26 protein-coding genes are annotated in these 25,200 nt (G+C 64.4%); 14 read left to right on the forward strand and 12 right to left on the reverse strand.

All coding sequences use genetic code 11. The features are described 5' to 3' along the window. Positions 1-19: 19 nt before the first annotated feature. The 6 genes from CT676_RS33530 to CT676_RS33560 all read left to right on the forward strand — a co-directional run bounded on the left by CT676_RS33530 (position 20) and on the right by CT676_RS33560 (position 6,590). Positions 20-1,210: a serine hydrolase gene (locus CT676_RS33530; protein ID WP_085403468.1), complete on the forward strand. Its 1,191-nt coding sequence runs from the start codon at positions 20-22 to the stop codon at positions 1,208-1,210. Between the two features lie 17 nt (positions 1,211-1,227). Beyond that, positions 1,228-2,097, forward strand: coding sequence for an MBL fold metallo-hydrolase (locus CT676_RS33535; RefSeq protein WP_135216237.1), 870 nt, complete (start codon positions 1,228-1,230; stop codon positions 2,095-2,097). Positions 2,098-2,223: 126 nt separating this feature from the next. After that, complete coding sequence (locus tag CT676_RS33540; protein WP_085403466.1) at positions 2,224-3,366, forward strand: alpha/beta hydrolase; 1,143 nt, start codon at positions 2,224-2,226, stop codon at positions 3,364-3,366. A 67-nt stretch (positions 3,367-3,433) separates the two neighbouring features. Continuing rightward, positions 3,434-4,405, forward strand: a complete 972-nt coding sequence (mbfA, locus tag CT676_RS33545; RefSeq protein WP_085403465.1) for an iron exporter MbfA — start codon at positions 3,434-3,436, stop codon at positions 4,403-4,405. A 232-nt stretch (positions 4,406-4,637) separates the two neighbouring features. After that, positions 4,638-6,110: an amidase gene (locus CT676_RS33555; RefSeq protein WP_085403573.1), complete on the forward strand. Its 1,473-nt coding sequence runs from the start codon at positions 4,638-4,640 to the stop codon at positions 6,108-6,110. 126 nt (positions 6,111-6,236) lie between these two features. Next, positions 6,237-6,590 (forward strand): nuclear transport factor 2 family protein, encoded by a 354-nt coding sequence (locus CT676_RS33560; RefSeq protein ID WP_085403464.1) that lies wholly within the window; start codon positions 6,237-6,239, stop codon positions 6,588-6,590. A gap of 149 nt (positions 6,591-6,739) precedes the next feature. On the opposite strand, the gene CT676_RS33565 is transcribed toward CT676_RS33560, so the two are convergent. Continuing rightward, positions 6,740-7,828, reverse strand: coding sequence for a Zn-dependent alcohol dehydrogenase (locus CT676_RS33565; RefSeq protein ID WP_085403463.1), 1,089 nt, complete (start codon positions 7,826-7,828; stop codon positions 6,740-6,742). 45 nt (positions 7,829-7,873) lie between these two features. Continuing rightward, positions 7,874-9,658: an acyl-CoA dehydrogenase family protein gene (locus CT676_RS33570; protein WP_085403462.1), complete on the reverse strand. Its 1,785-nt coding sequence runs from the start codon at positions 9,656-9,658 to the stop codon at positions 7,874-7,876. 222 nt (positions 9,659-9,880) lie between these two features. On the opposite strand from CT676_RS33570, the gene CT676_RS33575 reads away from it, so the two are divergent. The 3 genes from CT676_RS33575 (at position 9,881) to CT676_RS33585 (ending at position 11,760) form a co-directional block, all read left to right on the forward strand. After that, positions 9,881-10,582 carry an SDR family NAD(P)-dependent oxidoreductase gene (locus CT676_RS33575; protein WP_085403461.1) on the forward strand — a complete coding sequence of 234 codons (702 nt, stop codon included), beginning with the start codon at positions 9,881-9,883 and terminating at the stop codon, positions 10,580-10,582. 112 nt (positions 10,583-10,694) lie between these two features. Continuing rightward, positions 10,695-11,525: an enoyl-CoA hydratase gene (locus tag CT676_RS33580; RefSeq protein WP_085403460.1), complete on the forward strand. Its 831-nt coding sequence runs from the start codon at positions 10,695-10,697 to the stop codon at positions 11,523-11,525. A 64-nt stretch (positions 11,526-11,589) separates the two neighbouring features. Continuing rightward, positions 11,590-11,760, forward strand: a complete 171-nt coding sequence (locus tag CT676_RS33585) for an RNA polymerase sigma factor region1.1 domain-containing protein (RefSeq protein ID WP_085403459.1) — start codon at positions 11,590-11,592, stop codon at positions 11,758-11,760. A gap of 124 nt (positions 11,761-11,884) precedes the next feature. Here the strand turns inward: CT676_RS33585 and CT676_RS33590 are convergent, their stop codons facing one another. Beyond that, positions 11,885-12,775, reverse strand: a complete 891-nt coding sequence (locus CT676_RS33590) for a LysR family transcriptional regulator (protein WP_085403458.1) — start codon at positions 12,773-12,775, stop codon at positions 11,885-11,887. A 120-nt stretch (positions 12,776-12,895) separates the two neighbouring features. On the opposite strand from CT676_RS33590, the gene CT676_RS33595 reads away from it, so the two are divergent. After that, positions 12,896-13,735 (forward strand): oxidoreductase, encoded by an 840-nt coding sequence (locus CT676_RS33595; RefSeq protein ID WP_085403572.1) that lies wholly within the window; start codon positions 12,896-12,898, stop codon positions 13,733-13,735. 54 nt (positions 13,736-13,789) lie between these two features. Here CT676_RS33595 and CT676_RS33600 read toward each other — a convergent pair whose 3' ends face one another. Beyond that, positions 13,790-14,413 (reverse strand): GNAT family N-acetyltransferase, encoded by a 624-nt coding sequence (locus tag CT676_RS33600; RefSeq protein WP_085403457.1) that lies wholly within the window; start codon positions 14,411-14,413, stop codon positions 13,790-13,792. A gap of 70 nt (positions 14,414-14,483) precedes the next feature. Continuing rightward, complete coding sequence (locus tag CT676_RS33605) at positions 14,484-14,687, reverse strand: DUF1127 domain-containing protein (RefSeq protein WP_063980835.1); 204 nt, start codon at positions 14,685-14,687, stop codon at positions 14,484-14,486. 110 nt (positions 14,688-14,797) lie between these two features. On the opposite strand from CT676_RS33605, the gene CT676_RS33610 reads away from it, so the two are divergent. Further along, entirely contained in the window at positions 14,798-15,697 is a 900-nt protein-coding gene (locus tag CT676_RS33610; protein ID WP_135216238.1) for a transcriptional regulator GcvA, read from the forward strand. A 143-nt stretch (positions 15,698-15,840) separates the two neighbouring features. Then, positions 15,841-17,172 carry an MFS transporter gene (locus tag CT676_RS33615; RefSeq protein ID WP_071916835.1) on the forward strand — a complete coding sequence of 444 codons (1,332 nt, stop codon included), beginning with the start codon at positions 15,841-15,843 and terminating at the stop codon, positions 17,170-17,172. 135 nt (positions 17,173-17,307) lie between these two features. On the opposite strand, the gene CT676_RS33620 is transcribed toward CT676_RS33615, so the two are convergent. Genes CT676_RS33620 through CT676_RS33630 form a run of 3 tightly spaced genes read right to left on the reverse strand, consistent with a single transcriptional unit; the run spans position 17,308 to position 19,913 of the window. Further along, on the reverse strand, positions 17,308-17,721 hold the full coding sequence (locus CT676_RS33620; protein ID WP_028149261.1) for a Rieske (2Fe-2S) protein: 414 nt from the start codon (positions 17,719-17,721) through the stop codon (positions 17,308-17,310). Next, positions 17,721-18,830, reverse strand: coding sequence for an amidohydrolase family protein (locus CT676_RS33625; RefSeq protein ID WP_085403456.1), 1,110 nt, complete (start codon positions 18,828-18,830; stop codon positions 17,721-17,723). Before CT676_RS33625 ends, CT676_RS33620 begins: the two co-directional genes overlap by 1 nt. 24 nt (positions 18,831-18,854) lie before the next feature. Beyond that, positions 18,855-19,913: an amidohydrolase family protein gene (locus tag CT676_RS33630; RefSeq protein WP_167768238.1), complete on the reverse strand. Its 1,059-nt coding sequence runs from the start codon at positions 19,911-19,913 to the stop codon at positions 18,855-18,857. Positions 19,914-20,054: 141 nt separating this feature from the next. Here CT676_RS33630 and CT676_RS33635 point away from each other — a divergent pair, with 141 nt between their 5' ends. Continuing rightward, entirely contained in the window at positions 20,055-20,537 is a 483-nt protein-coding gene (locus CT676_RS33635) for a CinA family protein (RefSeq protein ID WP_085403454.1), read from the forward strand. A 261-nt stretch (positions 20,538-20,798) separates the two neighbouring features. Then, positions 20,799-21,629: a dienelactone hydrolase gene (locus CT676_RS33640; protein ID WP_343287557.1), complete on the forward strand. Its 831-nt coding sequence runs from the start codon at positions 20,799-20,801 to the stop codon at positions 21,627-21,629. Between the two features lie 29 nt (positions 21,630-21,658). On the opposite strand, the gene CT676_RS33645 is transcribed toward CT676_RS33640, so the two are convergent. The 4 genes from CT676_RS33645 to CT676_RS33660 form a co-directional block, all read right to left on the reverse strand. Beyond that, the gene (locus CT676_RS33645; RefSeq protein WP_135216240.1) at positions 21,659-22,483 is read right to left on the reverse strand and encodes a hypothetical protein; all 825 of its coding nucleotides are present in this window, start codon (positions 22,481-22,483) and stop codon (positions 21,659-21,661) included. Between the two features lie 67 nt (positions 22,484-22,550). After that, complete coding sequence (locus tag CT676_RS33650) at positions 22,551-22,826, reverse strand: DUF1488 family protein (RefSeq protein ID WP_063980827.1); 276 nt, start codon at positions 22,824-22,826, stop codon at positions 22,551-22,553. Positions 22,827-22,961: 135 nt separating this feature from the next. After that, positions 22,962-23,579 (reverse strand): tetratricopeptide repeat protein, encoded by a 618-nt coding sequence (locus tag CT676_RS33655; RefSeq protein WP_085403452.1) that lies wholly within the window; start codon positions 23,577-23,579, stop codon positions 22,962-22,964. A gap of 120 nt (positions 23,580-23,699) precedes the next feature. After that, positions 23,700-25,169 (reverse strand): AMP nucleosidase, encoded by a 1,470-nt coding sequence (locus tag CT676_RS33660; protein ID WP_167768239.1) that lies wholly within the window; start codon positions 25,167-25,169, stop codon positions 23,700-23,702. Positions 25,170-25,200: the final 31 nt, after the last annotated feature.

The raw sequence follows: 25,200 nt of genomic DNA on the forward strand, positions 1-25,200 counted from the left end.
GGCTGCGGGGAGAAGGACGATGCGCGATCGCTTCCCCCGCCTCAGCATTCTCGGCGCGAGCCTCGTGCTCGCGTTGACCGTCTCAGCCACTTCCGTGCAGGCCGACGGCATGGCGACTGGACGACAAAACCTCGCCTGTGGATCGCGTTCGTCAATCGACGACGGGTGGACGACTGCGTCGCCCGACAGCGTTGGCATGGACGGCATGCGGCTCTGCAGCATCGCCGCACGGCTCGATCAACGCGCGACCTCGGTCCATTCGGTTGTCGTCGTGCGCCACGGCAAGCTCGTCTTCGAGCAGTATTTTCCCGGCTACGACCAACCCTGGGGACAACCGGACGGCCAGCACGAATTCACCGCGACGACGAAGCATGACATGCGTTCGGCATCGAAGAGTGTCGCTTCGCTGCTCGTCGGCATCGCGATCGATCGCAAGCTGATCGAAGGCGTCGACGAGCCCGTGCTCAAATTCTTCCCCGACCATCAGGCGGCGAAGCAGGCGGGCTGGGAGGCCATCACGCTGCGCCATCTGCTAACGATGTCCTCCGGCATTGAATGGGACGAGGCACGGTCCTGGACCGATCCGAAAAACGACGAGCCGCATCTCACCTTTGAGGCCGATCCGATCGGCTATGTGCTCGCAAAGCCAGTCGCTGCGCCGCCCGACGTGCTGTGGACTTATAATGGCGGCGGGACTGAACTGCTCGGCAACATCCTCGAACGCGTCTCGGGCAAGCCGCTGGAGGCATTTGCTCGTGAGGTGCTGTTCCAGCCGCTCGGGATCAGCGATTTCGAGTGGAAAGCCTATAAGAACGGCAAGATCGCAGCGGCCGCGGGCCTTCGCTTGCGGCCGCGCGATGCGGCGAAGATCGGCCAGCTCGTGCTCAATCGCGGCCAGTGGAACGGCCGGCAGATCGTCTCGGCCGACTGGATCGCACAATCGATCACGCCGCGCTTCCAGGCGATCGGCTATTTCGGCAGCACGATGTTCTACGGCTATCAATGGTGGATGGGCCGCTCGCTCGCCGGCGACAAGGAAATCAAATGGGTTGCTGCCTTCGGCTGGGGCGGCCAGCGCATCTTCATCGTGCCCGAGCTTGATCTCGTCATTATGACGACCGCCGCGCAATACGGCCAGCCCAAAGAGGGTCTGGCCGCGATCGACATTCTCACCAACATCGTCATTCCATCCGTGCGCGACGCGCACTGATCACTGGGGAAGCGAGCATGAGCCTGAAATATGCGGTCGGCGATCTCACCATCCATCGCGTCATCGAGCAGGAAACCTCGTTCGTCCCGGCACTGGAAATGCTGCCGGGATTGACGGCCGAGGTGCTGGCCGAGAACCGGGCATGGATGCGGCAGGTCAAGGCGCTGGACGAGCAGGACGTACTGCTCCTGTGCTTCCAGTCCTATGTGGTGAAGACACCGCACCACACCATCCTGATCGACAGCTGCATCGGCAACGACAAGCCGCGCCCGCAGCGGCCGAAATGGAACATGAAGACCGACGACACGTACTTGCCCGGACTCAACGCAGCCGGGTTTGCGGTCGACGACATCGATTTCGTGATGTGCACGCATCTGCATGTCGATCACGTCGGCTGGAACACGCGATTGGAGAACGGCCGCTGGGTGCCGACCTTCCCCAAGGCGCGCTATCTCTTTGCGAAGCAGGAATACGACCACTGGTTCGCGGAGAATGCAAAGGCGGAGATTCCGCCCTTCGCCGACAGCGTGCTGCCGGTGGTCGAGGCCAGGCGCCACGAGCTGGTCGGCAACGATCACCAGATCGGCGATCACGTCCGCATCCTACCGACGCCGGGACATACGCCCGGCCATATCGCCATCACGATGGGCCGCGGCAAGGACGACGCCGTGTTCTCCGGCGACCTCATGCATTCGCCGCTGCAGACGCTCTATCCGGAGCTGTCGATCAAGTTCGACGTCGACCCGGCCGCGGCGGCGAAAACGCGCCGCAGCCTTCTGGAGCGCTATTGCGACACCGACACGCTGTGCTGCACCGCGCATTTCCCCTCGCCGTCGGTTGGGAAGATCAAGCGCAAGGGCAGCGCGTTCGTGTGTGCGGCGGTTTAGCAAGATGCCGTAGGGTGGGCAAAGGCGCGCGCTTCGCGCGCCGTGCCCACCATTCCTTAACGCGTTTGGCATGGTGGGCACGCTCCGCTTTGCCCACCCTACGATTCCACCCGTGTGGAGAAAGCAATGACAACACTCCCCGACATCCCTCTCCCCGCCGGCATCCGCTCGCGCTATGTCGACGGCATCAACGTCTTGCGCATGCACGTGCTCGAAGCCGGCTTCGAGACCAAAGGCCGGCCCTGCATCCTGCTGCTGCACGGCTTTCCTGAGCTCGCCTTCTCCTGGCGCAAGGTGATGCCGGTGCTGGCTGCGGCCGGCTATCACGTGATCGCGCCGGACCAGCGCGGCTATGGCCGCACCACGGGATGGACCGCGGATTACGACGGCGATCTCACGCCGTTCTCGCTGCTCAACCTCGTGCGTGACGCCCTCGCCCTGGTGTCGGCGTTCGGCTACCGGCAGGTCGATCTCGCCGGGCATGATTTCGGCAGCCCGGTCGCGGCCTGGTGCGCCATGATCCGGCCCGACGTGTTTCGCTCGGTGACGCTGATGAGCGCGCCGTTCGGCGGGGCGCCACCGATGCCGTTTGGCACGGTCGATGTGCCGGCAAAGCCTGCAGTCGAAGACCCCGTGCATCGCGAGCTCGCCGCGCTGCCACGCCCGCGCAAACACTATCAATGGTATTACGCGACGCGTCCGGCCAACGCCGACATGCAGCACGCGCCGCAGGGCGTGCACGATTTCCTGCGCGCTTACTATCACCACAAGAGTGCGGACTGGACCGAAAACAAGCCATATCCGTTGACGTCGTGGTCCGCGGGCGAACTCGCAAAACTGCCGACCTACTACGTGATGGACGCCGGTGAGACCATGGCGGAGACGGTTGCGAAGGAGATGCCCTCGCCGGCCGCGATCGCCGCCAACCAATGGCTGCCGGACAGCGACCTCGCCTATTACAGCGCCGAATACGGCCGCACCGGATTCCAGGGGGGCTTGCAATGGTACCGCTACGGCACGTCGGGCATGCTCAACAGCGAGATGCAGCTGTTTGCGGGCCGCAGCATCGACGTGCCCTCCTGCTTCATCTCGGGCAAACAGGATTGGGGCACCTATCAGCGCCCGGGCGTGTTCGAGGCGATGCAGGGGCGCGGATGCACAAGAATGTTCGGCTGCCATCTCGTCGACGGCGCCGGCCATTGGGTGCAGCAGGAACAGCCGGCCGAGGTGAGCCGCTTGCTGCTCGAGTTCCTCGCAAAAGCCGCCTGATTTGACCCGGGAACCCCGGCGCCTTATATAATTTAGAATAATTCTAAACTATCAAAACAGGGCCGCCGTGAAGACTTTTGCCGAACTGACCGAGCGCGAGGTGCTTGCGGTCGCGATCTCCTCCGAGGAGGAGGACAGCCGCATCTACATGACCTTCGCCGAGGACTTGCGCGAGCGTTACCCGGACACGTCGAAGATTTTCGAGGAGATGGCCGAGGAGGAACGCGGCCACCGGCATCGGCTGCTGAAACTCTATGAGGAACGCTTCGGCCAGCACCTGCCGCCGATCCGCCGCGAGAACGTCAAAGGCTTTCTGCGCCGGCGGCCGATCTGGCTGACGAAAAACCTGCCGCTCGACACCATCCGGAAAGAGGTCGAGACCATGGAGCTCGAGGCCGAGCGCTTCTACGCGCGGGCCGCCGAGCAGGCCGAGGATGTCGGCGTGCGCCGCCTGCTCGGCGATCTCGCCGAGGAGGAAAAGCATCACGAGAACCGCGCCGTCGCGCTGACCGACGAAATCCTGAAGCCGGACGTGCGCGCCGAGGAAGATCGCACGCGACGGCGGATGTTCGTGCTGCAATATGTGCAGCCGGGCCTCGCCGGCCTGATGGACGGATCGGTCTCGACGCTGGCGCCGCTGTTCGCCGCAGCTTTCGCCACCCACCAGAACTGGCAGACGTTTCTGGTCGGCCTCGCCGCCTCGATCGGCGCCGGCATCAGCATGGGCTTTGCGGAGGCGCTGTCCGACGACGGCTCGCTCACCGGACGCGGCTCGCCATGGCTGCGCGGCATCACCTGCGGCGCGATGACGACGCTCGGCGGGCTCGGCCACACCCTGCCTTATCTTGTCCCAGACAGCTGGCCGAACGCATTCTGGATCGCGACGGGAATCGCCGGCGTCGTCGTGTTCTTCGAATTGTGGGCAATCGCCTTCATCCGCGCGCGCTACATGGACACCCCGTTCCTCCAGGCCGTGTTCCAGATCGTGCTCGGCGGCGCCATCGTGCTCGCGGTGGGGATCTTGATCGGGGCGGCGTAGCTACCTCGGTGTCATGCCCCGCGAAAGCGGGGCATCCAGTACGCCGCGGCCTATCCGATCAATCACAGCCGTCTCGGAATACTGGATCGCCCGGTCAAGCCGGGCGATGACACCGACCTTGTGCTTGGCTGTCCTCGTTCCGTCCTACCGGCATATCAATCGCGATCAAACGGCGGTTGCGGCTTTGGGCCAAACTGCGCATCATCCTTTCAGGGAAGCGCAGGAGCATGTCGTGGCGAAATCGGAATGGAGTTACAAGAGCGCGGTCGAGATGTCGGCCGCGTTGACCGCAAAGAAGGTCTCCGCGGTCGAGCTCACGCAGGATGCGATCGATCGCATCGAACGTCACGACGGCAAGATCAACGCGATCTGCGTCCGGGATTTCGACCGCGCGCTTAGCGCCGCGCGGGACGCGGACGCGGCGCGGGCGCGCGGCGAGCGGAAGCCGCTGCTCGGCCTCCCAATCACCGTGAAGGAATCCTACAACGTCGCCGGCCTGCCCACGACCTGGGGCATTCCCGCGCAGAAGGATTTTGTCGCAAAGGAAGACGCACTGCCAGTCACGCGGGTGAAGGACGCCGGCACCGTCATCGTCGGCAAGACCAACGTGCCGCTCGGACTCGGCGACTGGCAGAGCTACAACGACATCTACGGCACCACCAACAACCCCTACGATCTCGGCCGCACGCCGGGCGGCTCGTCCGGCGGCTCGTCTGCCGCGCTCGCCGCGGGCTATGGCCCGCTGTCGATTGGCTCCGACATCGGCGGCTCGCTGCGCGTGCCGGCGTTCCATTGCGGCATCTATGCGCACAAGCCGACCTTCAGCCTCGTCGCCATGCGCGGCCACACGCCGCCGCCGCTGCCGCCTTTGCCGTTCGAGCGCGATCTTTCGGTGATCGGCCCGATGGCGCGCAGCGCCGCCGATCTTTCGCTTGTGCTCGACGTGATGGCCGGGCCCGATCCGATCGACGCTGGCCTCGCCTACCGGCTCGAGCTGCCGGCGGCGCGCCACACGGCATTCAGGGATTTCCGCGTGCTGGTGATCGACACCGATCCGGTGATGCCGACCGACACCGCCGTGCGCGGCACGATCAACCGGCTGGCCGACAATCTCGCCAAGGCTGGCGTCAAGATCGAGCGCAGCAGCCGGCTGCTGCCGGATTTCGCGGCCTCCTCGCGGCTCTATATGCGCATGCTGATGTCGTTCCTCGGCTCGACCTTCGCGCCGGATGTCTACGCCGGCGCCAAGGCAGCCGCAGCGGCGTTGCCAGAGGGCGACAACAGCTTGGCTGCCGAACGGCTGCGCGGTATCGCGCTCAACCATCGCGACTGGCAGGCGGCAAATGCCGGACGCACGCGGCTGCGGGCGCAATGGCGCGAGCTGTTCAAGACGTACGACGCGGTGATCTGCCCGGTGATGCCGACGGCAGCCTATCCCCACGACCATTCGCCCGAGCAGGAAAAGCGCCGGATCAAGATCGACGGCAAGGAGCACGTCTATCCGGACCAGCTCGCCTGGCCGGGCATCGCGACGCTCCCCGGTCTGCCCTCGACCGCGATTCCGACGGGCTTTGCGCCTGATGGACTACCCATCGGCGTGCAGATCGTCGGCCCGTGGCTGGAAGACCGCACGCCGCTCAAGCTCGCCGAACTGATCGAGCGCGAATTCGGCGGGTTCGTGCCGCCCCCTTTGTTCAATGACTAGTGCCTCCCGTCATTGCGAGGAGCCCTTGCGACGAAGCAATCCAGACTGCATCCGCGGAGACATTTCTGGATTGCTTCGCTACGCTCGCAATGACGGAGTAAAATAACATAGAGGGAGAGAAACGTCATGAGCCAAGACCTCGACCAGCTCACCACGCTCAACCACGACTATGTCGCCTCCGTGCAAAACTGCGACGTTAAACGCTTCGACGAAATCCTCGCGCCGGAGTTCTTTTGCTCCAATCCCGACAAGACATTGGTCGACCGCGCCGCCTTCCTGGAGCAGACGGCACGGCCGATTGCGATCCGCAATCTGCATGCGCATGATGTCATCATCCGCATCATGGGCGATTTTGCCATCATCCACGCCGCCACCAGCTACACCACCGCCGACGGCCAGCAGGCAACGGGGCGGTACACGGATTGCTGGACGAAGAAGAACGGGACGTGGCTCGCGGTGTCAGCGCACGTGTCGCGGTGAGTTGAGGTCAGCCATCCTCACACTCCGCTGTCATGCCCCGGCTTGACCGGGGCATCCAGTACGCCGCGGCAATAGTCGGTTCACACAGCTTCCGCCGCGGAGTACTGGATCGCCCGCTTTCGCGGGCGATGACACCGTCATTGCGGTTGCTAGCTGTCAAACACAATCACGCTACGCAGCGTCTTGCCGGCCTTCATGTTGGCAAAACCCTCATTGATCTCCGGCAGTTTCAGCTTGGCCGAGATCCAGTCCTCGAGGTGCAGCCGGCCGCGCAGGTAGAAATCGACCAGCCTCGGCATGTCCACGCGAAAATGGTTGGAGCCCATCGATGAGCCCTGGATCCTGCGCTCGCGCAGGAAGTCGAAGCCGTGCAGCTCGATCTTCTGACCGAACGGAATCATGCCGACGATGGTGGCCGTGCCGCCGGACGCCAGCATGCCAAAAGCCTGCTCCGCGGTCTCCTTGCGGCCGAGCACCTCGAAAGAATGATGCACGCCGCCATTGGTGAGGTCGCGCACCTGCTTCACGACGTCGCCGTCGGCGGGATTGATGATGTCGGTCGCGCCCAGCTTGGTCGCGAGCTGCAGCTTTGCCGGATTGGTGTCGATGGCGATAATGCGTCCGGCGCCGGCGATCTGCGCGCCGTTGATCGCGGCCATGCCGACGCCGCCACAGCCGATCACGGCCACGGTCTCGCCGGCCGTCACCTTCGCCGTGTTCACGACCGCGCCGTAGCCGGTGATGACGCCGCAGCCGATCAGCGCGGCGAGATCGAGCGGCATCTCCTTCCGGATTTTGACGATCGCATTCTCGTGCACCAGCATCTGCTCGGCGAAGGACGAGAGGTTGAGGAACTGATGCAGCTTCTCGGACTTCGACCATTGCATCCGGTTGGAGGCGCCCGGCAGCAGCTTTACGGTGGTGTCGGTGCAGAGCACGGTGCGGCCCGTGGTGCAATTGTCGCAGGTGCCGCAAAACACCGACAGGCACGTCACGACGTGATCGCCGGGCTTTACGTAAGTCACGTCGGAGCCGACCTGCTCGACGATGCCGGCGGACTCGTGCCCGAGCACCGCGGGCAACGGATGCGGATACAGGCCTTCCATGAAGTGCAGGTCGGAGTGGCAGAGGCCGGCGACCGCCGTGCGGATCAAAACCTCGCGCGGGCCCGGCTTCGGCAGGCTGACATCCTCGATGACCAGCGGCTGATTGACTTCATAGAGGACGGCGGCCTTCATCGAGCACTCCCTATCGCGTTTCTTGGTTTGAGCGTGGCGTGCAGCCTACGCTGCCAGAACCAGTTCGCCAACCTCGCTCATGCCGGCGTCGCGATCGCCGAGCAGCAGCGCGGCGATCTTCGCTTGCGCGGCATTTTCCGTCAGCCGGAACGGATCGCTCGGCGACACGCGATGGTCGATCACCAGCCGCGATAGCAGCAGGCGGCGCGCATCGCCGCGCATCTCCTGGATGCGATGCGCTTCCCAGGCGAGCGCGACCGCGCTTGCGACGTGATAGAGCAGGCTGGTCGCACGCCGCGCATCGGCCTCGTTCTCGGAATTGCCCGCGACCTCGCGCGCGAAGCCGACGGCACGATCGACGAGACCGCGCAAATTGTCGCGCCAGGCCTGCGGGACCGACACGCTATCATCGAGCCGCGCATGCAGATCGGCTGACAGCGCGGATTCGGCGCCGTGGCGGCCGACCGCGCGCCGGAGCGCATCGATCGCGACGATGTTGCCGGTCCCCTCCCAGACCGAGCCGAGATGCGCATCGCGCAGCAGGCGGGGCGTGGCGAATTCCTCGATATAACCGATGCCGCCGCGCATCTCGAGCGCGTCGCCGCAGACCTTGCGCGCATCGCGCGTCGCACGGAATTTCAGCGTCGGGGTCAGGATACGCAGCAGCGCAGCCGCCTCCTGACTGCCAGCCTCGGCGCGGTCGAGCGCGTCGGCAGTCAGAAAACTCATCGACAGCGCCTGCTCGACCGGCAGCATGATCTTCAGCATCTGCCGGCGTCCGAGCGGCAGATCGATGATGCGCTTGCCGAACACCACGCGGTTCTTCGCCACCGTCATCGCGTCATGATAGGCGCGGCGCATCAGTGCGGTGGATTTGACGCCGTTGGAGAGCCGCGACGAATTGACCATCTCGGCCATCTGCACAAAGCCGCGGTCGAGCTTGCCGACCGCATAGGCGATCGCGCCTTCGAGCTTGATCTCGCCGGAGGCCATCGAGCGGGTGCCGAGCTTGTCCTTGAGGCGCACGATCCGATAGTGGTTCTGCGAGCCGTCGTCGAGGAAGCGCGGCATCAGGAACAGGCCGACGCCGCGCGTGCCGGGGCCGGCGCCTTCGGGACGCGCCAGCAGCATCACGACCTTGGCATCGGCGTTCGAGCAGAACCATTTCTCGCCATGGAGGCGCCAATGGTCGCCCTCCTGCGCGGCGCGCGTGGTCAGTGTACCGACATCGGAGCCGCCCTCCTTCTCGGTCATGAACTGGCCGCCCTGGGTCAGCTTGCTCATGTCGGTCTGGGTCAGGCCGTCGAGATATTTCGCCTTCAGCGCCTCGCTGCCGAAATTCGCCAAGAGCTTGGCGCAGCCGTCGGTGACGTTGATCGGGCAGCCCATGCCGAATTCGGTCTGGTTGAACAGGAAGGTGAAGGCGTGCTTGGCCACGACGGGATATTTGTCCGGCCATCCCATGATGCCCTTGCGGATCGACAACGCATGGATGCCGAACTCGCCGAACGCGGCGTTCTCCAGTTCGCGATAGGCCGGGTGATATTCGATCCACTGCACGTCGCGGCCGAACTTGTCGCGCTGGTGCAGTACCGGCGTGTGCCGGTCGGCGAGCCGCGCGCATTCGTCGAGATGGCCGCCGGCGAGTTCGCCGAGGCGATCGAGATGCGGCTCGATGTGGCGGAAGAGCGTGTCCGGCAGATGGATACGCAACAGATCCGTTAGCGCCGGATCGGCGCGATAGAAATTCATGCCTGATGTATCGGGCGCCAGCAGACCGGATGGTGCGGCCGCGACACTTTTTGGCTCACCTGTGACCGGCTTGTGCATGATCGTCCTCTTCGTTCCCGCCCGACGGCAATTCTTATCGCTTGCCGCTTGGGATGATGTCGATCATGCTCCAGTCGCAAAGGCGGATAAAGCCGCAAATTGTCAGGGAGGCATGATCGCCGTGAAGGAGCAATTCGCTCTGCGGAATTATGATCGACCCGGCTGGTTGTCCGCACGGCGGATGCATAGATCAGCGGCTTCCCGTCTCCGAGAGATCACGCCATGGAACATCCGAAATACAAGATCGCCCTCATCGTCGGCGCCGGCGAAGGCCTGAGCGCCTCGCTGGCGCGTCTGCTGTCCGCGCAAGGCATCCGCGTCGCGCTGGCCGCGCGCAAGATCGAGAAATTAGGCGCGCTCTGTCGCGAGACCGGCGCCAAGGCCTATGCCTGCAACGCCACCGAGCCTGAGGAGGTCGAGCGGCTGTTCGGCCTGGTCGAACGCGAGATCGGCACGCCCGACCTCGTCGTCTACAACGCCAGCGGCCGCACGCGCGGGCCGTTCGTCGATCTCGTTCCGGCCGATGTCGCGCAGGCGATCGCGATCAGCGCCTATGGCGGCTTCCTGGTGGCGCAGCAGGCGGCCAAGCGCATGCTGCCGAACAAGCACGGCGCGATCCTGTTCACCGGCGCGTCCGCCAGCGTCAAGGGCTATGCGCAGTCGGCCTCATTCGCGATGGGCAAGTTCGCGCTGCGCGGGCTGGCGCAGAGCCTGGCGCGCGAGCTCTCGCCGCAGGGCATCCACATTGCGCATTTCGTGATCGACGGCGGCATCCGCAGCGCGGCGCGGACCGAACCCGCCGACAAGCCGGATTCGATGCTCGATCCTGATGCAATCGCGCAGAGCTATTGGAATGTACTGCAGCAACCGCGTAGCGCCTGGAGCTGGGAGCTGGAGCTGCGGCCGTGGGTGGAGAAGTTTTGAGTTGAGCTGTCGTAGGGTGGGCAAAGGCGCATAGCGCCGTGCCCACCGCCGTGAATGAACAAACAGATGGTGGGCACGCTACGCTTTGCCCACCCTACAAGGGCGGGAAACAATGACCACGGAAACCACCATCGACACCGGCACCAACGAACTCCTCTGCGTCATCCGCGACCGCGTCGCGGTGATCACGCTGAACCGGCCGGAGGCGCGCAACGCGCTGTCTGACACCTTGACGCCGGCTCTGCGGACGATGATCCGCACCTGCGGCGAGAGCCCCGAAGTCGGCGCGCTGCTGATCACCGGCGCGGGCGCGGCCTTCTGTGCCGGCGGCAACGTCAAGGGCATGGGCGCGCATCGCGACCAAGCCAAGCTCGACATGTCCTTTGACGACAAGGTCGCCGATCTCCAGGAACGGCAGCGGCTGCTCACCGGCGCGCTGGTCTCGGTGCGCAAGCCGACCATCGCCGCCCTGCCCGGTCCCGCGGTCGGCGCCGGGCTCGCCATTGCCATGGCCTGCGACATCCGCATCGCCGCGCAATCGGCCTTCGTCGCCACCGGCTACGCCCGCATCGCGCTTTCCGGCGACTACGGCATCGCCTGGCTGCTCACCCGGCTGGTCGGCACCGCGCGGGCCCGCGAGCTGCTGTTCACCGGCGATCGCGTCGACGCCGCGCGTGCCGAGGCCATCGGCCTCGTCAACCGCGTCGTGCCCGACGACAGGCTGCAAGACGAGGCCTTTGCGCTGGCCAAGTCGCTCGCCGAAGGCCCGCGTCAGGCGCTGCGCTACATGAAGGACAATCTCGACGAGGCGCTGCTGTTCGATTTCGAGACCGCTCGCGACCACGAAGCCGGACGGCTGATCCGCCTGACCACGACCGCTGATCACAAGGAAGCCGTGCAAGCCTTCATCGAGAAGCGGAAGGCAGTGTTCACGGGGAAGTAGGGCTACGCAGCCAAGACCATCAGATCATTCCATAGAGTAGGTACCCCATTTTCAGGAGGGCTGAATGGATTGGTCTGAGATTGTGCGGAAAGCCGTGCTCCTGGCGGAGAAGACTGGGTATGTCACGTTCGATCAACTGAACGAACTGATGCCGTCCACCAGGCTGGAACCGGAAGACATCGAGGCCATACTGACCGCTTTGAGCGACCGGGGTATCTGGATTGCGGAGGAGTAAGGTTCGCTCCTCCGTCCTCGTAGTAGGTCCGTAGCCCGGATGGAGCGGAGCGTAATCCGGGGCCGCTGGCGCACGTGGCACGAATCCCGGATTGCGCTTCGCTCCATCCGGGCTACGCAGCTCACTACTTGGCGGGCGCCCTCGCGAAATCCACGAACGCGCGCAACGCGGCCGGCAATTGGCGGCGGCTTGGGTAGTACAGGAAGAAGCCGGGATAGGCCGGGCACCAGTCAGCGAGCACGCGAACCAGCTTGCGCTTGGCGAGCAGCGCTTCGACCTGCGCCTCAAACACGTAGGCGAGCCCGATGCCGTCGAGGGCGGCATCGACCATCAGATCCTGGTCGTTCATCGTCAGCGGTCCCGCGACGTCGATCGCGAGCTCGATGCCGCCGCGCTCGAATTCCCAATGATAGAGCGCGCCTGAGGTGAAACGGTAGCGGATGCAGGGCAGGCCTTTCAGGTCGCGCGGCGTGGTGGGCGGCTTGCGCGATTTGAAGAACCCGGGCGTGCCGACCACGGCAAAACGGTGCCGCGGGCCGATCGGGACCGCAATCATGTCGGCGGCAATGGTCTCGCCGAAACGCACGCCGGCATCGAAGCCGGCCGCGACCATGTCGATCAGGGCGTCGTTGATGACGATCTCGACGCTGACGTCGGGGAATGATTTCAAGAAGCGCGTCACGATCGGCAGCAGCACCAGCTGCGCGGACTGGCGCGCGGCGGTGAAGCGCAGCGTGCCGGCGGGCTTGCCGCGGAAATTGTTGAGGTCCTCGAGCGCGTCGTCGATGTCGCGAAAGGCCGGCGTGATGCGGGCAAACAGCCGCTCGCCGGCCTCGGTGAGCGCGACGCTGCGGGTGGTGCGGTTGACGAGGCGCAGGCCGAGCCGCTCTTCGACATTGCGCAAAGCGTGGGACAGCGCCGATGGCGTGACGCCGAGCTCGGTCGCCGCCGCGCGAAAACTGCGGTGGCGGGCGATGGCGAGGAAGGTCGCGAGGTCGGACGGGTCGATCCGCATTGATGAATTTTTCTCAAGAGCTTGCAAAATATATAGCTGATTATCTCAGCTATAGCGAGCCGCTACACCTTGCCCGTCGGCTTCGGCACACCGCCGGACCAAATTGGAAAGGGCAACATCATGCGTGTCTGGTTCATCACAGGAGCATCCCGCGGATTTGGCGCTTTGATCGCCGAAGCCGCCTTGAAGGCAGGTGACGCCGTGGTCGCGACCGCGCGCGATCCGTCCACCGTCACGGCGCGGCTCGGCAGCCACGAGCGTCTGCTGGCAACCCGGCTCGACGTCACAAGTGAGACCGAGGCGCATGAGGCCGCAGGTCAGGCCGTTAAAAAGTTCGGCCGCATCGATATCCTGGTCAACAATGCCGGCTACGGCCTGCTCGGCGCGATCGAGGAGGCCAGCGGCGCGGAGACGCAAAAGCTGTTCGGCACGAATGTGTTCGGCCTGCTCGGCGTCACCCGCGCGGTGCTGCCGCATATGCGCCGCCAGCGTTCCGGCCACGTCATCAACATCTCGTCGGTCGGCGGTTACACCGGTTATCCCGGGTGGGGCGTCTATGGCGCGACCAAGTTCGCGGTCGAGGGTCTAAGCGAAGCGCTGGCCGGCGAAGTCGCGCCACTCGGCATCAAGGTCACCGTGGTCGAGCCGGGCTTCTTCCGCACCGACTTCCTCGACGACACCTCGCTGTCGCGCACCGCGCAGGTGATCGACGACTATCACGAGAGCGTCGGCAAGACCCGCGCTCACGCCGCCGAATTCAACCACGGCCAGCGCGGCGATCCGCGCAAGCTGGCGCAGGCCTTCCTGACGCTGGTCGATGCCAAGAACCCGCCGCTGCGCCTGCCGCTCGGCAGCGACACGGTGGAGCGGATCGAGGCGAAGAACGCATTCGTTGCGCGGGAGCTGGCGGGATGGCGATCGGTCGCGACCTCGACCGACTTCGCCAATGACGGCGCATAAGCGAAGGCAAAAAAAGGCCCGGCCCTGGATGACCAGGCCGGGCTCGCAGTGGTGTCAGGCCGAGGCTGAGGGGCTGTCGGCCTGACGGGAAAGGGCGGCGAGGCGCCAGCTCGCGCAGGGAATGTCTTTCGGTGCGACGGCGATCTCCTTGTTGAAGCGCACCAGCTTCCAGTCGTCGGGATGATTGACGAAAGCGAAACCGGATTTGCGGGCGAGCGAGATCATGGTCTCGTTGGAGCGCAGCGTGTCGCCGAACATATGCTCGGCACCAAGAGCTGCCGCGCGGCATTCGAGATTCTTCATCAGCGCGGTGGCGATGCCGTGGCCCTGCCAGCGGTCGTCGACCGACAGGCCGAACTCGAGTGTGGAGGTCTCTGGATGGAAGGCGTAGCGCGCTTCGGCGACGATGGTCTCGAAGCCGTCGACCATCTTGGTCGCAACAACGGTGAAGCGCTCGCGCGCTCCAACGTCGAGGAACTCGCTCAGCAGGCCCTTCGGCAATTCGCTGATCGCACCGAAGAAGCGGTTGTAGCGGGAGCGGGTCGAGAGCGAGCGGAAATAGTGCTGGAGCTCCTCGGTGTCGCGCGGCTCGACGAAGCGAACGTTGATCGCCTCACCCTGCCGGGTGCGCAGCACGTCCGAATATTGCTTCAGATCTTCCAGGCGAAGAGTGCTCATGACACGAGCCCTTGCGGAAAGAGGGACCGCCGGCGCCCCTGTGATCAGGCGGCGCCGGCCTGGCGGCCAATCAGGCCCGCCAGAAGGGTTTGTCAGCCTCGTAGGCGATGTCGGTCCAGGACAGGCCAACGTCGTGGAGATCGCGGGCCGTCCAGTGGGTCAGTTCGCGGCGGGTCCGGTAGCGCTCGTGCCAGACGTGAAGCGTCTCGCCGATCTGCTGGATGAGGCCGGGTGCATGATGATTTGTCATCGAATTGTGGGTCAAAGTAGACATTTTCAGCTCCTTGAGCTAAGATCGCCGCCAATATCTGCTTGCTACCGCGCTGCGACAAACGACAATTTGTACCCCTTCGCATGAAATAACGTCATGCATCCTGCTGCCAGATGACTGCCAGATTGCCCTCCCTGAACGGATTGCGGGCCTTTGAGGCCGCCGCGCGCCATCTCAGCTTCACGCTGGCCGCGTCCGAGCTGAACGTGACCCAGACCGCGATCAGCCATCAGATCCGGCGGCTCGAGGAGGAGCTCGGCATCCGCCTGTTCGTCCGGCAGAACCGCGCGCTGGCGCTGACGCCGGAAGCGCGCGACTATTTGCCGGGCGTCCGCGCCGCCTTCAACGACCTCCGCCTTGCGACCGACCGGCTGCTGCGCAAGGACGACGACAAGGTGCTGACCGTCTCGACGCTGGCATCGCTCGCCGCGAAATGGCTGCTGCCGCGGCTGACCGATTTCCAGGAGCAGCACCCCGGCATCGACGTCCGCATCACCACCTCGACCAGCCTCGTCGATTTCCAGCGCGACAATGTCGATGCCGCGATTCGCTATGGCCGCGGTCAATGGCCGGGCCTGCGCGCCGACTGGCTGATGGCGGACGAGCTGTTTCCGGTGTGCAGTCCGTCGCTGCTGCGCGGCGACAAGCCGCTGCGCCAGCCTGAGGATCTCAAGGGCTATCCGCTGCTGCACACCTCCAATGCCAACAGCGATGACTGGCGGCTATGGCTGACGGCGGCCGGCCTTCCGGGCGACATCGCCAAGCAGCCCGGCATCACCTTCGACATGATCTTCATGACCATCCAGGCCGCAATCGACGGCATCGGCGTGGCAATGGGGCGAACCTCCTACGTCCAGGACGACATCGCCAAGGGCCGGCTCGTGGTGCCCTTCAAGATCGCGCTGCCGGCCGATGCCGGCTTCTACCTGGTCGCGCCGGAGGGCCGGCGCGAGGCGCCGAAGCTGGCCGCGTTCCGCGAGTGGATGATCGCTGCAACGCAGAATAAAGCGTGAAAAATCATCAGCTTCCCCGGTGAAATCGATTGACTCGCCGCGCCCCGCGCGAGAGGGGTAGGACAGATTGTCGCAGCCGACAATCTGATGCCTTGCCGTGAAATGAGTTCCGGTCCGGCCGCGCCTTCCAGGGGAGAAACGTCATGGCTGGACCAGCAACCAATCCGCCCGAGATCAAGTCGCGCATCGGCGCGATCCTGCGCGCCACCTCCGGCAATTTTCTCGAGCAGTTCGATTTCTTCCTGTTCGGCTTCTATGCCGCCGCCATCGGCAAGGCGTTCTTTCCCTCCAGTAACGAGACAGCCTCGCTGCTCAACACTTTTGGCGTGTTCTGGCTCGGCGCGCTGATGCGCCCCGTCGGCGCGATCGTGCTCGGCGCCTACATCGACCGCATCGGCCGCCGCCAGGGCCTGATCGTCACGCTCGGCATCATGGCCATCGGCACCGTCGTGATCGCGTTCTGCCCGAGCTATGCGACCATCGGCATCGCGGCGCCCGTCATCGTGCTGATCGGCCGCCTGCTGCAGGGCTTCTCCGCCGGCGTCGAGCTCGGCGGCGTCTCGGTCTATCTCGCGGAGATCTCCACGCCCGGCAATCGCGGCTTCTACACCTCGTTCCAGTCGTCGAGCCAGCAGGTCGCGATCTTCGTGGCCTCGATCCTCGGCTTCATCCTGTCCGAGGTGATGCCGGCGGACGTCGTGACCGCCTGGGGCTGGCGCATTCCCTTCTTCGTCGGTTGCCTCATCATTCCCCTGATCTTCATGCTGCGGCGGACGCTCGAGGAAACGCCGGCCTTCCTCGCCATGAAGAAGCACCCGACGGCAAACGAGGTGTTCGCCTCCGCGCTCGCCAACTGGCGCATCGTCATCCTCGGCATGATGATCGCGGTCCTGACCACGACGACATTCTACTTCGTCACCGTGTACACGCCGACCTTCGGCAAGACGGTGCTGAAGCTCTCGACGCAGGACGCACTGCTCGTGACGCTGCTCGTCGCCGTGACCAACTTCTTCTGGAATCCCGTCGGCGGCGCGCTGTCCGATCGCATCGGCCGCAAGCCGGTACTGCTCGCCATCGCCGGCCTGGCGCTCGTCACCGCCTACCCGGCACTGTCCTGGCTGGTCGCCGCGCCGACTTTCGGCAAACTGCTCGCGGTCGAGATGTTGTTCTCGTTCTATTTCGGCATGTACAGCGGCACCATGCTCGGTGCTCTCGTCGAGATCGTGCCGGCGCATGTCCGCACCACCTGCTTCTCGCTGGCCTTCGCGCTCGCCGCCGCGCTGTTCGGCACGTTCACGCCATTCGCCTCGACCTTGCTGATCGACTACACCGGCAACAAAGCCTCACCCGGCTTCTGGCTGATGTTCGCCGCTGCGCTTGGCATCATTGCCGCATCGATCGTCTATCGCGGTGGCCGCCAAGCGGTGACGACGTACGATGCGACCGGTGAAGCGGCGCCGGCGGTGAGCCACTGATGGTCATTCCGGGGCGCCTCGAAGAGGCGAACCCGGAATCCATTTCTCCCAACATTCTTGCGGCACGATGGATTCTCCGATGCGCAATTGCGCATCAGAGCTCGATGCTTCGCATCGCCCCGGAATGACAGCAACCTAAAGCTCCACCACCACGTAATCGCTCTCGACCTTCACCGGGATGGTCTCGGCGACATACGGGCCCTTCACCACACTCGCACCCGGCTCGACATGCGCCGGATAGGCCTTCACGCGGAAGCGGCGGGGGTCGCAATAGGACTGGCCGGTGCGGATGTCGAACTCCCAACCGTGCCAGGGGCAGCGGATGATCTCGCCGAGCTTGGTGTATTCGATCTCGCCGGGATCCTTTGATTGCGCGAGCCCGATCAGCGGGCCCTCGCACAGCGCGGCGCCCTGATGCGGGCAGCGGTTCATCAGGCCGAAATACTCGCCCTTGATGTTGAAGACCGCGATCGGCCGTCCGTCGATCTCCAGAAATTTTCGCGTGCCCGGCGGAAGCTCATCCACCGCCGCAATCACGTGCCGCGCCATCAAGCAATCCCATAGAGCTTGCGCGCATTGCCGAGATAGAACGCTTCGCGGTTGGCGTCGCTGACGCCCGCCGGCAGCACGCGCGACGGCTCGTCATAGTCCCAATGCGGATAGTCGGTCGCGAACAGCAGTCGGTCCCAGCCGATCCATTTGATGACGTCGAACAGATCCTCGCGCCGCTCCGGGTCCTCCATCGGCTGCGTGGTCCACCACACCTGCTCGCGGATATATTCCGACGGCGGCCGCTTCACATGCGGCACTTCGCTGCGCAGCCGGTGCCAGACCTTGTCGAGCCGCCAGGCGAGCGACGGGGCCCAGCCGAAGCCAGCCTCGATCATCACCATCTTCAGCTTCGGAAAGCGCTCGAACACGCCTTCCAAGACAAGGCTCGCCAGCGCCGATTGCTGACACTGCGAGTGGCCCACCATCTCCTCGATGTAATAGGAAGGCCAGCCGGACGGCGTGATCGGATTGCCGCCGAAGCCGAAAGCGTGCACGCCGACGGGAAGCCCTGCCTCTTCCGCGGCCTGATAGATCGGCCAGTAACGGCGCTGGCCGAGCGGCTCGACATTGCGGCTGAGCAGCAGCACCTGCACGAAATTCTTGTCGCCGGCGCGCTCGCGGATCTCAGCGGCGGCCGACAGGCCGTCCTCATTGCCGACGACAATGGACGCCTTCAGACGCTTGTCCTTGCTGGTCCATTTGTCGATCTGCCAGTCGTTGATCGCCGAGCACAGCGCCGCCGAAAGCTCGTGATTGCGGATGCCCTGCCCGGTGTTGAGCGGATTGAGCACGCCGAGTTCCACGTTGTTGGGATCGAGCAGCTGCTTCCGCATGAAGGACAACGAAGAGCCCTGCGGCCCGCCTTCCGGCGGATAGGCGTCGCGACGCGAGGCGTTGGGCTGGGCCTTCGGATAGGGCGGGCCTTCCATCATGCCCTGATAGGCATGGACGCCGTAGACTTCGAGATGATGCTGCCAGCGTTTCGCCAGATAAGGATAGAGCTCGGTGCGGGTGGCGCGTGCCGGATGGATGTCGCAGTCCGCGATTGCGGTTTTGACGGTCAGTGGGGAAGCGGCTTCGGTGCTCTCGCGGAATTGGACGTTCATCGCCTTGCCTCCTTTGGCAGCGGGCTAAGTCAGGCGGGGATAGGTCGCATGCGGATTTTCGATCATGATCTTGCGCACGAGATCGGGGGTGAGGCCCTCGGGCAGCGCGTCCTGGCCGTCGAATTGCCAGTGCGGATAGTCCGTGGAGAATAGAACCAATTCGTCGGACTGCATATGATCAAACAGGCGAATTAATGTCTCAGGTTCCGGCGGCGCATCAAATGGCTGTAAAGAGAACCGGATGTTGCTGCGCACAATGTCGAGCGGCGCGCGATCGATCCATGGCGTCTCCATTCGCACCCCGCGCCAGAACTTGTGCAGGCGCCAGAGAAAAGGGGAGATCCAGGAGACGCCGGATTCGAGCATGACCATTTTCAGCTGCGGATATTTGGCGAACACGCCCTCGACGATCAGACTGGTGAGCTGAGTCTGGAACGCCTGGGCCTGACCGACATAATCCTCGATGTGATAGGAACCCCAGCCCACGGCAGTCGGCGGATTGTGATAGGCGGAACCGGCGTGAATCCCGACGGGCAGCTGGAGCCGTTCCGCCGCTTCGTAGATCGGCCACAGCGCGCGCTTGCCGAGCGGCGTGTCGCCCATGACCAGCATCAGCACCTGCACGAAGCGGCGGTCCTGTGCGCAGCGCTCGATCTCGGCGACGGCTTTCTCGACACTTTGCGTGGGGATCACGATCGAACCACGCAGCCGTGAATCGCGATCGAGCCATTCCTTCACCAGCCACTCGTTCAACGCGCGGCAGAAGGCGGCCTGCAAATCTTCCGAAAACACCATCTGCACGCCGTAGAGTGGATTGCAGATGGCGTGCTTAAGCTGGAAGGGTTCGAGCAGATGGCGCTGCATGTCCTCCAGGCTTGCGCCGGGCTTGCCGGTTTCCGGCCGCCAATCGGGACGCGCAACGATCGGCGAGTTCTGCGGATAGGATTGCGAGACAAGGTCGACCATGCCGCGCGTCGTCACCTGATCGCGCCAATAGTCATTCAGGTACGGCAGCAGGCTGGTCAGATGCGGCACGGCCGGATGCACGTCGCAATCCACCCCGCCGGCGATCAGGGACGCCATCACGTCTCCTTCACGTTTCCTCGTCACGTTTTGTCTTGCGCACCATTCAAGCAGGCCTGCCCGTCGCCCGCAACTCGGCCAAGGCCGCTGTCATATGCTAGGAAGGCACAGCTCCGTTGCGAGGACTGAGAGGTTAAAGGGATGAAAGAGCTCGTCGGCATTGCGGAACAGGTTGCGGCCCGACTAATCGCGCGCAAACAGACCATTGCAGTGGCTGAATCCTCGACCGGCGGCCTGATCTCGGCCAGCCTGCTCGCGGTGCCCGGCGCCTCCGCCTATTTCCTCGGCGGCGCCGTGGTCTACACCCGCGATGCCAGGCGTGAGCTGATGGATATTTCGGACGAAGGAATGAAGGGCTTTCGTTCCTCGTCGGAGCCATATGCGAGGCTCCTCGCCGAACAGATGCGCAGCCGCTTCAGCTGCGACTGGGGCCTGTCCGAAACCGGCGCCGCCGGCCCCACCGGCAACCGCTACGGCGACGCCGCCGGGCACAGTTGCATGGCCGTCGCTGGCCCTGCGGCGGAGGTGATCACGCTGGAGACGGGCAACAACGACCGGTTTGCGAACATGCAGGTGTTTGCTGCCACCGCGCTGAAGCTGTTGCTGCGGAAGCTGGAGGGGTGAACGCCCTCACATGGGAACCGCACGCGCTCCCCATCTCTTGCCGGACTGACCGTCGTGCCGGCGCATGAGCGAGCGCGTCACCGCCCAGGCGCGATAGGAGCAATGATGCAACTTCCTGCGTTCGTCTTCGCTGCCCTGCTCGTCCTTGGGATAACGACGGCGCAAGCCGCCGGGGTCAGAAACTTCGACATTCCTGCCGGTCCGGCGGGACCGGCAATCCGATTGCTGGTCTGGACTCCGTGTGCAGAGCCACCTCGCGAGATGGATGCGCGTGGCGCCACCTTCTTCGCCGTGCCCGCATGTCCGGTCACCGGAGAAAAGCTTCCACTCATCGTGATGTCGCACGGCCGCCGAGGATGGTTCGGCGGTCACCATGACACCGCCGCGGCTTTGGCCGATGCCGGGTTCGTCGTGGCGGCGCTCAATCATCCCGGCGACACCATGCGTGACACCAGCCGCACCGACAGTCTTTCGGTTCTCGTCGAGCGCCCCACGGATATGAGCCGGCTCATCGACTATATGCTGGACGGGTGGCCGGACGCATCCCGCATCGATCCTCAGCGCATCGGGCTCTACGGGTTTTCGTTTGGCGGTTACACCGGCCTCGTCGTCATCGGCGGCAATCCCGATCTGCGCAAGGGATTGCCAAATTGCGAGACCTCCAGCCTGAAGGCGTGCAAGCAGCTCGAAAGCGGCGAGCTTCCTGATCAGCCGACGACCCATGATAGGCGCGTCAAGGCCGCAGTCATCATCGATCCCTATCCGGTGTTCGTCTTCCCGGAGGAGAATCTGAAAGCGATAACAGTGCCGGTTCAATTGTGGAGTTCTGACCCCGCGCAGAATGCCGATGGTCTATCCGGATGCTGTGCGGCAGCGATCAATCAAAGGCTTCCGATCAAGCCGGACTACCATTTCGTGGACAATGCCCGGCATTTTTCCTTCCTCGCGACCTGCACCCCAAAGGACGCCCGGGAGGCGCCCGCCGTCTGCACCGATGCGCCGGATTTCGATCGCGTCGATTTCCACCGACGGCTTCACGCAGATGTCGTTGCGTTCTTCCGCAAGTATTTCGCCGAAAGCGCCAAGCCGTAACGCGGCCCACGGCCCGGCGCCGCGCCGGCCTAAGAGCAGGACAAGCCGTTGCCGGGCTCGCGGCATAGCTTCGCGCGAACCTCGACGACATCGATGTTGTAATTCCCGGCTCTCCGCTTGCGCGAGGCGGAGGCCGAGTCGGCACTGTCCATTGAAAGCAGATTGAGCTGCTTCTTGGTCGCCGCGCTGCACATCAGAGCGGCGTTGCCGCCGAGGTATCTCGACTGGGCGCCAAGCTCCTGCCGGGTGAGCTCCGCGAATGGCCCCAGACGCAATTGCGTTTCGACCGCTGCGATTTCAGCGTCGCTCGCCTGCGTCCGGGCAACACCCTTCATCCTGCGTTCGAAGCCGTTTGCGATCGCCGCCCCATGTGCCGCACCAAGATCCGCAACCTCTTGCGCTGCGTCCGTAAACTCACCGCGCTGGGAACCGGCCAACAGATAGGACTTGCAAGCCAACGGGTTGCTCGCGAGCTTCAGGAGGGTCGCCAGTTCCGCCCGGTCCAGGGCATTGATGTGCTCGTCGTCGGCATAGACTTCCATCTCGCTCGCCAGGATCATGTTGAGTGCACCATTGGCGGCGGACCATCCGCCCTCGTTGAAGGCCTCTTCGGTCTCCCGAAGGAAGACCGCCCTGAGCGCGGGATCGCTGCGGGCAATCGACGCGGCCAAAGGGAAGCGCGCGATGTTCTGATCGAAATCGCGCGCAAACGCGCTCGGCCCGGAGAGGCTCGCATATGCCAGGTTTCCGGCCAGCAGGGCGACGACGACGAGCAGCAGGATTGATCTTCTGGTCATGTGAGAGTTTTGGTGTGGGTTACCGCGAGAGATCATCTCACGCCGGGTCACCGCCATCCATTGCAACTACAGGCTGCCCTTAATGAATCCTTTCGCAGCCGTGGCGAGTTGCGCGGATGCCCTGCTATCTTGCCAGATGCCGCATGAAGATCCGCACCACATATCCCTGGACCCGCGGCGCTTCGTCATAGATATCCGACGCGAGCCGCTCGATGGTCTCACGCAGGGATAGGAACTGCGCCTGGCGCGCGCTGCTCTCGGTGCCCTGCATGCCCGCGAGCTCGTCCATCGCGGCATCGCTGATCTGGCAATGCACGACCTCATCCTCACGCATCATCGTGAAGCGAAAGGCCAACCGTTCGAGGTCGTGGCCGATGATCCTGTCGCGCGACAGCGGCATTCAATTGTCCCGTTCGCGCCCCCGAACGGGACAATGCTGAAAATCTGGCGCTTTGTCACCATCCGCGCCAGGAGGCATCGCTGTCATGCGATGTTCATCAACAGCGAGCTTCCGTCGGTCGGCCCGGCTCCAACGTCAGTAGGCGAGCGCCGTGCCGGTCGGCTTGTCGAGTGCCGCGGCCAGCGATCGATACTCCTCACAATCCGTCCCGCAGATCGCAGCGATCCGGCTGAGATGATAGAGCGCCTGCTCGCGGTTACCCCGCTCGAGCTGCCACAACCCGTAATACTGCCACGTCAATACGTGGTTCGGATCTGCCTTCAACGCGCGCTCGTACCAGACCTGCGACTGCTCGTAGTCGCCGAGCTTGCGGTAGGAATAGCCGATGAGGTTGGCGACGTTCGGATGGTCGTCATGGCCGAGCGATTTTAATTCCGCGATCGCGGTCGCATAGTCGTTGCGCTCGTAGATGGTGTCATAAGCCACGCGGTAGCCGGCCGCGAAAGCGGGATCGCCGATACTGGACTGGTTGTTCGGCTTCCTGCCTTTGTGTGTCGCCTTGGTGCCCCAGCGTTTCGGGTAGACTGGCTGCGGCTGCGGCCTCGGATCCGCATAGGCTCCGGCATAGGGATCGGTGGAGCTGATGCCGCCCCCGCCGCCACCACCGCCGCCGCCGGCGGCAAAGGCCGGCGAGCTCAACAGTACTGCCGCAAATGTACCGAGCGTGACGAGCCTGATCATCGCTATGATCATGTCTGCCTCCTGTCCTGTTCAAGCGGCCCCGGACGACGTGATAACCCTGCGTCGGCCGCGATATTCCGGGACACTGTGCTCACAGAGACGTCAGCGTTCGTACGACAGTCACGTTGTCCTTTACTGGAACGCGACCTCGGCGAAGCTTCGCAGCTTTCGCGAATGCAGCCGTTCCGATTCCTGCTGCTTGAGCCGCTCCAGCGCCTTCAGGCCGATCTCGAGATGCTGGCCGACGCGGCGGCGGTAGAATTCGCTGGCCATGCCCGCGAGCTTGATCTCGCCATGCAGCGGCTTGTCGGAGACGCACAGCAGCGTGCCGTAGGGAACGCGGAAGCGGTAGCCGTTGGCGGCGATCGCGGCCGATTCCATGTCGAGCGCGACCGCGCGCGACTGCGACATGCGGCGGATCACCTCGGGCCCCGAGATCTCCCAGTTGCGGTTGTCGACACTCGCGACGGTGCCCGTGCGCATCAGGCGCTTCAGCTCGAAACCTTCGAGGCCGGTGACGTCCTCGACCGCCTGTTCGAGCGCGACCTGCATCTCGGCCAGTGCCGGGATCGGCACCCAGAGCGGCAGCTCGCGGTCGAGCACGTGGTCCTCGCGTACATAGCCGTGGGCAAGCACGTAGTCGCCGAGCCGCTGCGTGTTGCGCAGGCCTGCGCAATGGCCGAGCATCAGCCAGGCATGTGGGCGCAGCACTGCGACGTGATCCGTGACGTTGCGCGCGTTCGACGGGCCGGTGCCGATGTTGATCAGGGTGATGCCGCGATAGCCAGGCGCGACCAGATGGAAAGCCGGCATCTGCGGCGCGCGGGCAGGCGCCACCCCGCTGGTTGCGCCGCCGCTGCCCGTGATCACATTGCCGGGCGCGACGAAGGCTTCGAGGCCGGCTTCGCCGGACTGCAGCCGCTGCTGGCAGAGCTGCGCGAAGGCATCGACATAGAACTGGTAGTTGGTGAAGATCACGAAATTCTGGAAATGCTCCGGATCGGTGCCGGTGTAGTGATAGAGCCGCCGCAACGAATAATCGACACGGGCGGCGCGAAACAATGACAACGGCTCGGGCGCGCCTGGCTGGAGTTCGAAGGTGCCGTCGGCGATCGAATCGTCCATGGTGGCGAGGTCGGGCACGTCGAACGCATCGCGCAGCGATCGCGTCACAAGGGAATTCTCGCTGGTGGTGATGGCGGCTTCGATGTTGATGTCGCGGCGATAGGCGAAGTGGATCGGGATCGACTCGGCGGATTCGCCGATCTCGACGGGAACGCCGTGGTTCTGGATCAACAATCCGATCTGCTCGGTGAGATAGGCGCGGAACAGATCCGGCCGCGTGACGCTGGTCTCGTGCACGCCGGGGCCGGCGACGAAGCCGTAGGCCAGACGCGAGTCCAGCCGCGCATACGTCGCGGTGGTGACGCGGACGAAGGGATAATAGGCCCGCACCCGCGTCGTGATCGCCTCGCCGTTGACATAGGCCTCGAACCGGTCGCGCAGGAATTTCGTGTTGCGCTCGTAGATTTCCTCGAGGCGGGCGACGGCGAGGACGGCGTCGGTGAAGGATTTGGTGGCGATGGAGGGTGGGGACTGCATTGTTCGACCGCCGGGTTGCTGGGCTTGAGTC

Source organism: Bradyrhizobium sp. MOS001 (assembly GCF_004634465.1).
Taxonomy (GTDB): domain Bacteria; phylum Pseudomonadota; class Alphaproteobacteria; order Rhizobiales; family Xanthobacteraceae; genus Bradyrhizobium; species Bradyrhizobium barranii.